Origin of the sequence: Aureimonas phyllosphaerae (genome assembly GCF_900113065.1) — a bacterium.
Classification (GTDB): Bacteria; Pseudomonadota; Alphaproteobacteria; order Rhizobiales; family Rhizobiaceae; genus Aureimonas; species Aureimonas phyllosphaerae.
In genome coordinates, this window is record NZ_FOOA01000007.1 from 194,860 (window position 1) to 203,496 (window position 8,637).

Here is an 8,637-nt window from a genome sequence, read left to right on the forward strand (position 1 = left end):
GCGTCAGGCCGCCAGCGCCTCCGGCTCGACCCGGTTCCGGCCGAGCCGCTTGGCGCGATAGAGGGCGCGGTCGGCGGCCGCCATGGTCTCGTCGAGACCGCGTCCCATCGTGGAGGCGACGCCGACGCTGACCGTCACGGGGATGGCGCGCGCGCCGGCCTCGGACGCGTCGCGGAAGCGGCGACGGAGGCGGTCAGCCATCTCGGCTCCCTCTTGCATGTCGCAGGCCGGCACGAAGGCGACGAACTCCTCGCCGCCGAGCCGCCCGATCACCGCGCTCGACTTCATCTCGCTTTCCGCCACCCGGGCGAAGAGTTTCAGCACGTCGTCGCCGGCCTGATGGCCGAACGTGTCGTTGACCTGCTTGAAATGGTCGAGATCGAAGACGAGGAGGATGCCGGCAGGCAGATCCGGCCCGATCCGCTCGCTCGCCTGCTGGGTGAAGCTGCGGCGGTTGGCGAGCCCCGTCAGAAAGTCGGTCTGGGCCGCCACCACGAGGCGGTTCTCGCCCTCCTCGCGCACCATGGCTAGAAGCGCCATGGGCGCCGCGACGGCGTAGAGGACGCCTTCGCCCATAGTCAGGATCGACAGGACCTTGATGATCCCGGCGTCCGCCACCGTGTCGAGCAGCGGCATGGCGATGACGCGAATCATGTAGACCGCGCCGTGGATGGCGAAGACGGCGACGGCGAGCGGGCGCGAGCGCATGACGCCAAGCGTCGGCGACAGGAGCGCCGCGACGCCCGCGAACTGGATGCAGGCGATCACCAGCGCTGCCATTGCATGCCAGATCGGCAGCGGAAGGTTCGGCCCCGCCCAGAGCCAGAGGGCGGCACCGCCCGCAACGGCGGCGATCGGCGGGGCGACGTCGCGGCCGCCGATGCGGGTGATGCCGGCGACCATCAGGCCGTAGCCCGTGAAGATCAGGATGTTCGACAGGCCGGAGCCGATGACGGTCGGCAGTTCCTCCCGCCAGGACACGAGCATCGATCCGGCAAGGAGAAACAGATAGGCGAGCGCCCAGAGCCGCAGGACCCGCTGGTGGCGCGAATTGAAGAGGCTTTCGCCGAAGGCCATGGCGCTGGCGACACCGAGAACGGCCGCGCAGAGGACGTAGATGGTGAACAGGTCGATCTGCATGGGCCCCGCGCCTTTCCGATCGGCGGGACTGTGTGCCTCCATCCGCGAAGGAAGTCTTATGAAAGCTGGCCGGTCGGCGCGTGGGATGCCGGTGTCGTTAAGACGCCGTTACCTCGGCCTCGACCGGCACCATGTCGACGGCGTGGTGGTGCTTCTGCGGGCCTGCCGTGATCAGGACGCCGTCGATCGGCGCGACGTCGGCATAGTCGCGGCCGAGCGCGACGAGGACGTGGTCTTCCCCGGCGAGGCAGCCGTTCGTCGGATCGAGGCCGATCCAGCCGGCGTCCGGGCCTGCCCAGGCCTCGACCCAGGCATGCATCGCGTCGGCGCCCGCGAGACGTGGCCGGCCGGGCGGCGGCTCGGTGCGCAGGAAGCCGCTGGCATAGGCGGCGGGAACGCCGCACCCGCGAAGGCCCGCGATCATCATGTGCGAGAAGTCCTGGCAGACGCCCCGCCGCGTCGCGAAGGTCTCCTCGACGCGCGTCGCCACCGACGACACGCCGGCCTGGAAGCGGAAGTCGGATCGGATGCGCCGGGCAAGCATGAGGAGCCCGAGCCCGATCGCAGGTGCCGCCTCCAGGGTCTCGGCGGCGTATGCGGCGACCATGGCCGATGGCGAGACGAGGCGCCCGGAACCGCCGAAATGGATCGGGCTGTCGCCCTCGCTCTCGACGGAGGACGCGCTCCATTCGCGGACCTGTCGCAGCGTTGGCGTGTCTTCGAGGCGCGGTGAAGGACGCTCGACGCGAACGCGCGTCTCGAGTTCGACCCGCAGGGCGTCGTGCGGTCGCGCGATCAGGCCGTGGGCGGTGCGGTTGCCGAAGAAATCCGTCTCGCGCTGCAACTCGCTCGGGGTCGGCTCGAACCGCAGCCGGCTCGCGAGGACGCGCTGTCCGCGATCCTCGCGCGGCTCGACGCGCAGGATGTGGCGGGCGTCCGCCACGAAGCCGGGATAGTGGTAGGCGATCAGGAGGCGGATATCGTAGATCACGGCCGCGCCTACTCGCTGCCGAAGCGTTCGATCGACCCTTGCGGGGCGACGGCGAAGTAGCGCTCGGAGAGAAGGTCCGAAATGTCCCGAAGATCGCGTGCCACGCGGGTGAGGAAGGCAGGCGTGATCTCGGCAGGCACGGCGGTCTCGAGACGCACGTGGAGGCGCGCGATGCGCCGCGCCGCCAGATCGAGGCTCTCGCCGGCATGGGTACCCGGCAGGTCCGCCATGGCGCGGCGCGCCGCGGCGACCTGATAGGCGACGGAGCGCGGGTTGAGGGGGTCGAGCAGGCAGAGATCGAGGACGGTCTCGGCATGGAGCTCGACCGAGAAGCGACGTCGGTAGGTGAGGCGGCTGTCGGTGAATTCGAGCAGCGCTTCGAAGACGCCTTCGCCGCCGGCGGCAAGGAAGTCGGCCGTCGCCGTCGCCGTCGCCTCGCCGCGCTCGATGCGGCGGCCGCACTGGAGGAAGCGCCAGCCGGAGAACTGGTACATGTTCTCTTCGACGAGACCGGAGAAGCCGGCGAGCCGCGTCAGAAGGCGGCCGGCCAGCGCCGGATGGTCGGCCGGGTCCTTGCGGCGGCGGGCCTCGTCGAGGAGTTCCACCACCTCGGCCAGGACGCGCCAGGCGTCGGGCGAGAAGCGGTCGCGGATGCGCGATGCGATGTCGAAGGCCGAGCGCGCGGCGCGATGAAGCCCGGCGAGCGGGTCGTCGTCGCGAACGCCGGACCGCTTGAGAAGCGCGCGGCGCGCGGCGTCGACGGCGGTCTCGCGCTCTTCGCCGCGACGCTCCAGCGCCGCGCGCCAGAGACGGACCGCGACCTCGATGCGCTCGGCGCTGCGGCCGAGCCAGAACAGGTTGTCGGCCGCGCGCGCCGGAAGCGATCCCGGCAGGCGGCGGCGGAATTCGCGGCCGGAGCTCAGAAGGGTGATCGGCGCGTCCGGTTCGTCGCCGGGGATCCAGACATCCATCGAGCGCCCGCCCGCACCGATCGCGGGCGTCGCCTCGCCGCGGTGCGCCGCTCGCGCGAAGCCGCCGGGCATGACGTCCCAGCCCTCGCCCGAGCGCGCGAGGAAGACGCGCAGCGTGACGGGCTGGCCATCCATCGCGCCGTCCGCTTCTACGGGGACGCAGGAGAGGGGCGGCGACCTGCGGGCGACGAGGTGATCGGCATCCCCGCTGGCGGGAAGCCGGGCGACGGCCGGCTCGAGCATCTGTCCGGGAAAGGCGGAGCCGAGCGTCCAGCCGGGCTCGGCGGCCGCGCGCGCGCGCGAAGCGGCGTCGCCGCACCAGAGCGTTTCGACCGAGCGAAGCGCCAGCGGCTCGCCGACGAGCCGCGTCGCCAAGGCGTCCTCGAAGGCGGCGAAGGCCGGCGTCTCCAGGATACCGGAGCCGAGCGCGTTGACGAGTTCGAGATGCCCGGCGCGCACGGCGCGAAGAAGGCCGGGCGTGCCGATGCGGGACTGCGAGAACAGCTCCAGCGGATCGGCATAGTCGGCGTCGAGGCGGCGCCAGAGAACGCCGACCGGGCGCAGGCCATCGACAGTTCGCAGCTTGGCCCGGTCGCCCTGCACCACCAGATCGCCACCTTCGAGAAGGTGGAAACCGAGATAGCGGGCGAGATAGGCGTGTTCGAAATAGGTCTCGTTGAAGGGGCCGGGGGTGAGCAGCCCGACGCGGGCGCCGTCCTGGTCGTTCAGTCCCTCCAGCGTCTCGCGGAACCGCGCGAAGAAGCCGGCGAGGCGGCGCACGTGGAGCTGCCGCGCGAGATCGGGCAGGGCGCGCGAGGTCGCGACGCGGTTCTCCAACGCGAAACCCGCGCCCGAGGGGGCCTGCGCCCGGTCGCCGAGAACGCGCCACACGCCATCCGGCCCGCGCGCGAGATCGACCGCGATGAAGCGGATCAGCGGGTTCCCACGAAGGGCCTGTCGCGCCAGCGGGCGCAGGAACTCCGGATTGCGGCCGAGGAGACGGCCGGGAAGGACGCCCTCGCGCACGAGCGAGCGCTCGCCGTAGAGGTCGGCGAGAAGGCGCTCCAGGTAGGTCGCGCGCTGGCGCAGGGCCGCTTCGAGGCCGCGCCACTCCGCCGGATCGATCACGAAGGGCGGAAAGGCGAGCGGCCACTGGCGCGCGCCGCCGTCCTCGCCCGCCCGGTAGTAGACGCCCGCTTCGCGCAGATACTGCTCGGCGGCGCCGAACCGGGCCTCGCGCTCGGGCCGAGATAGCGCGGCCAGCGCCTCGACCACCGGCTGGTAGACCGGGCGGACGCTGCCGTCCGGTGCGAGCATCTCGTCGAAGGCCCCGGCGACGGGGCGCCTCGGGGGCTCGACGGCCGCACCGAGCCGCCCCTGCGACTGCGACTGGCGCTGGGTTCCCTCAGTGCGCAAGCGAGGCGGGCCGCCGGAGATCGAGCGTCGTCGGGAAGCTTGGGTCGGGCATCTCGGACGCCGGCCGGAACGAACCCGGGGTGTGGCCGATGTCCTCGAAGCGCGCGAGGCGCCGCGCTTCGGCCTCGTAGGCGTTGACCGGGAACGTGTCGTAGTTGCGCCCGCCGGGATGGGCGACGTGATAGACGCATCCTCCGAGCGAGCGACCCGACCATCGGTCGAAGATGTCGAAGGTCAGCGGCGCATGGACCGGGATCGTCGGGTGGAGGCCCGACGCCGGCTGCCACGCCTTGAACCGCACGCCGCCCACCGCCGCGCCGGCCTCGATGCCCGGGCTGAGCGGCACGGGACGCTGATTGCAGGTGACGACATGGCGCGAGGGATCGAAGCCGAACAGCTTCACCTGAAGCCGCTCGACCGAGGAATCGACGAAGCGAACCGTGCCGCCGATCGCCCCCGTCTCGCCCATGACATGCCACGGCTCCAGCGCCTGGCGCAGTTCCAGCGACAGGCCACCCTCGCGGGTCACCTTGCCGCAGAACGGGAAGCGGAACTCCCATTGCGCCTCGAACCATTCGGAGCGGACGGGATAGCCGGCGGCGGAGAGTTCATTGAGCACGGACAGGAAGTCGGACCAGACGAATTCGGGCAGCATGAAGCGGTCGTGGAGCTGCGTGCCCCAGCGCGCGAAGCGGCCCACGAGCGGACGGCGCCAGAAGGCCGCGATCATCGCGCGGATCAGGAGTTGCTGGGCAAGGCTCATGCGCGCGTCCGGCGGCATCTCGAAGCCGCGGAACTCGACGAGCCCGAGGCGGCCGGTCGGTCCGTCCGGCGAATAGAGCTTGTCGATGCAGATTTCGGAGCGGTGGGTGTTGCCCGTCACGTCCACGAGGAGGTTGCGGAACAGTCGGTCCACCAGCCAGGGCGGGGGTGCCGCGCCCTCGCCGGGGGCGGGAACCTCGGCCATCGCGATCTCGAGCTCGTAGAGCTGGTCATGCCGCGCCTCGTCGATGCGCGGCGCCTGGCTGGTCGGGCCGATGAACAGGCCGGAGAAGAGATAGGAGAGCGACGGGTGGCGCTGCCATTGCAGCACCAGCGACTTCAGGAGATCGGGCCGGCGCAGGAACGGCGAGTCGGCCGGCGTCGCGCCGCCGACCACGACGTGGTTGCCGCCGCCCGTGCCGGCATGGCGGCCGTCCACCATGAACTTGTCGGTGCCGAGCCTCGACTGGCGCGCCGCGTCGTAGACGGCGGTGGTGATCTCGACCGCATCGCCCCACGATCGGGCGGGATGGACGTTGACCTCGATGACGCCGGGATCGGGCGCGACGCGCACGACCTCGAGCCGTGGGTCGAAGGGGGGCGCGTAGCCCTCGATGCGCACGGGTTGCCCGAGCGCGCGGGCCGCGTCCTCGATCGCGGCCAGAAGGTCGAGATAAGCCTCCACCGTTTCGAGCGGCGGCATGAAGACGTGGAGGATGCCCTCGCGCGGTTCGATGCCGAGCGCGGTGCGCACGGCGCCCACGATCTCGTCGTCGGCCGACGCTTCCGGCGGCGACCAAGTCGGCGGGTCCAGCTTGTCGATGCGCGCCTGGGCTTTCCCGAGCGCTTCGGGCTCCGGCAGGGGCGCGAAGGACTGCTGCGGGTCGGCCGGGTGGGTGTAGGGGTAGCGCGCCGGCGGCAGGTGGGCGAGCGAGGAGAGGGGCAGGCGATAGCCCATCGCGCTGTCGCCCGGCACCAGGAACACATGGCCGCGCCGGGTCGTCCAGCGCTCCGACATCCAGCGGCGGGGCAGGGCCTGCCACGCCTGCACGGGCAGCACCACGCCGACCGGCCGGCCGAGCCCGCGGTCGAACACCTTGGCAAGGCGCGAGCGCTCCTCGGCGTCCTCGAGGCGCGAGTCGCCGGGCGTCACGTTTTCGGGCAGCTTCGCCTCGCGGGCGATCCAGTAGGACGGGTCCTCGAAGGTCTTGAGCGCGTTCGCGGGATCGATGGCGAGCCGCTCGGCAACGCTGCGGATCAAGGTCTCGGCCGCCTCGACGGTGGCGCCGGCGGACGGCGCGTCGTCGGCCGCGAGCAGCGCCGGATCGCGCCAGATCGGCTTGCCGTCGCGCCGCCAGTAGATCGAGTAGGTCCAGCGCGGCAGGGTTTCGCCGGGGTACCACTTGCCCTGGCCGTGATGCAGGAAGCCGTTCGGCGCAAAGCGCGCCTGCAGGCGGCGCAGCAGCCCGTCGGCCAGCCCCGCCTTGGCCGGGCCGGTGGCGTCGGCGTTCCACTCCGCGCCCTCGAAGTCGTCGATCGACACGAAGGTCGGCTCGCCGCCCATCGTCAGCCGCACGTCCATCGCCCGCAGGTCTTCGTCGACCGCCCGCCCGAGCGCGTCGAGCGCCTCCCAGCTTTCATCCGAGAAGGGCTTGGAGACGCGCGGCGCTTCCGACACCCGCGTCACGCTCATGTCGAAGTCGAACTCGACGTCGGCCGGGTCGACGCCGCCGACGATCGGGGCGGCGGAGCGGTAGTGCGGGGTCGCGGCGAGCGGAACGTGGCTCTCGCCGGTCATCAGGCCCGAGGTCGGGTCGAAGCCGATCCACCCGGCGCCCGGCACGTAGACCTCGACCCAGGCGTGAAGGTCGCAGAAATCGTGACTCGTGCCGGCGGGGCCGTCGAGCGCCACGAGGTCGGGCTTCAGCTGGATCAGGTAGCCCGACACGAAGCGGGCGGCGAGGCCGAGGTGGCGGCAGGCTTGGACGAGGAGCCAGGACGAGTCGCGGCAGGAGCCCGACGCCTTCTCCAGCGTCTCCTCCGGCGTCTGCACGCCCGGCTCCATGCGGATCGTGTAGTCGACCGCCGCCTCGACCCGGCGGTTGAGGGCGACGAGGAAGTCGATCGTGCGCACCGGCGTCCGGTCGACGGCGTGGAGGAAGGTCTGGAGCCGGGGACCGGCCGCTTCGGCCTGGAGATAGGGCTTCAGGTCGGTCGAAAGGTCGTCGCCATAGGCGAAGGGATAGGTCTCGGCCCATTCCTCGACGAAGAAGTCGAACGGATTGTAGACCGTCATGTCGGCGAGGAGATCGACCTCGATGCGCAGCTCGCGCGCCTTCTCCGGGAAGACGACGCGCGCCAGCCAGTTGCCGAACGGATCCTGCTGCCAGTTGATGAAGTGTTCGGCCGGCTCGATCTTCAGGGAGTAGGCCGGTGTGCGCGTACGCGAGTGCGGGGCGGGCCGCAGCCGAATCGTCTGTGGCCCGAGCGTGACCGGGCGGTCGTAGCGATAATGGGTCAGGTGACGGAGCGCTGCGAGGATCGGCATCGGTTCCCGGACTCGACGAATGGATTCGACCGCTCGCAGTCTATGCACAAGGTGCGCCGTCTGGAACTGCTGCAATGCGGCAAGACGCGATTTCCTCGATCGATCCGTCACTTCGGGGCGCGGGAACCGATTGGGCACGCCCGTGTTACCGCGCCACACCCGCCGACCGGCCGGCGGGGGCGCGAGGGATCCCCGATGAAGCTGTTCTCATGCCCGTCCTGTGATCAGGTCGTCTTCTTCAACAACGTTCGCTGCGAACGCTGCGGCCATGCGCTGGGCTACGAGCCGCGTACCAACCGCGTCCTGGCGCTGGAGCCCGCCAGCACCGACTTCGTGTCGGTCGGGCGCGGCAGCGACGGGTCGCACTGGCGCTACTGCGACAACTACCAGTACGGCGTCTGCAACTGGCTGGTGCCGGCCGACAGCTCTGACCTCTACTGCCTCGCCGACCGGCACAACCTGATGGTGCCGGACCTGTCCAACCCCGACAATCAGGCGCTTTGGGCGAAGATGGAGGCGGCCAAGCATCGCCTGTTCTACACGCTCCTGCGCCTGCGCCTGCCGCTCTACACGCAGGCCGAACACCCGGAAGGGCTCGGGTTCAAGTTCCTCGCCGACGATCCGGCGAGCGGCGAAAAGGTGATGACGGGGCATGCCGACGGCGTGATCACCGTGGCGCTCGCCGAAGCCGACGACGCCGAGCGCGAGAAGCGTCGCACCGCGATGGGCGAGCCCTACCGCACGCTGCTCGGCCATTTCCGACACGAGGTCGGCCACTGGTACTGGGACATCCTGGTGCGCGACGGCGG

5 protein-coding genes are annotated in these 8,637 nt (G+C 71.0%); 1 reads left to right on the plus strand and 4 read right to left on the minus strand.

The genetic code is table 11. From position 1 onward, the window contains the following. Positions 1–3: 3 nt before the first annotated feature. From BM175_RS11265 to BM175_RS11280, 4 genes are all read right to left on the minus strand, one after another. Positions 4–1,140: a GGDEF domain-containing protein gene (locus BM175_RS11265; RefSeq protein WP_175526832.1), complete on the minus strand. Its 1,137-nt coding sequence runs from the start codon at positions 1,138–1,140 to the stop codon at positions 4–6. 97 nt (positions 1,141–1,237) lie between these two features. Next, entirely contained in the window at positions 1,238–2,131 is an 894-nt protein-coding gene (locus tag BM175_RS11270; protein ID WP_090963048.1) for a transglutaminase family protein, read from the minus strand. 8 nt (positions 2,132–2,139) lie between these two features. Further along, positions 2,140–4,518, minus strand: coding sequence for a circularly permuted type 2 ATP-grasp protein (locus BM175_RS11275; protein ID WP_244545969.1), 2,379 nt, complete (start codon positions 4,516–4,518; stop codon positions 2,140–2,142). After that, a complete protein-coding gene (locus tag BM175_RS11280) occupies positions 4,508–7,828 on the minus strand; it encodes a transglutaminase family protein (protein ID WP_090963049.1) in 3,321 nt (1,106 codons plus the stop codon). Before BM175_RS11280 ends, BM175_RS11275 begins: the two co-directional genes overlap by 11 nt. Before the next feature lie 195 nt (positions 7,829–8,023). On the opposite strand from BM175_RS11280, the gene BM175_RS11285 reads away from it, so the two are divergent. Beyond that, the coding region (locus BM175_RS11285) for a putative zinc-binding metallopeptidase (RefSeq protein WP_175526833.1) at positions 8,024–8,637 on the plus strand (614 nt) is incomplete at its 3' end.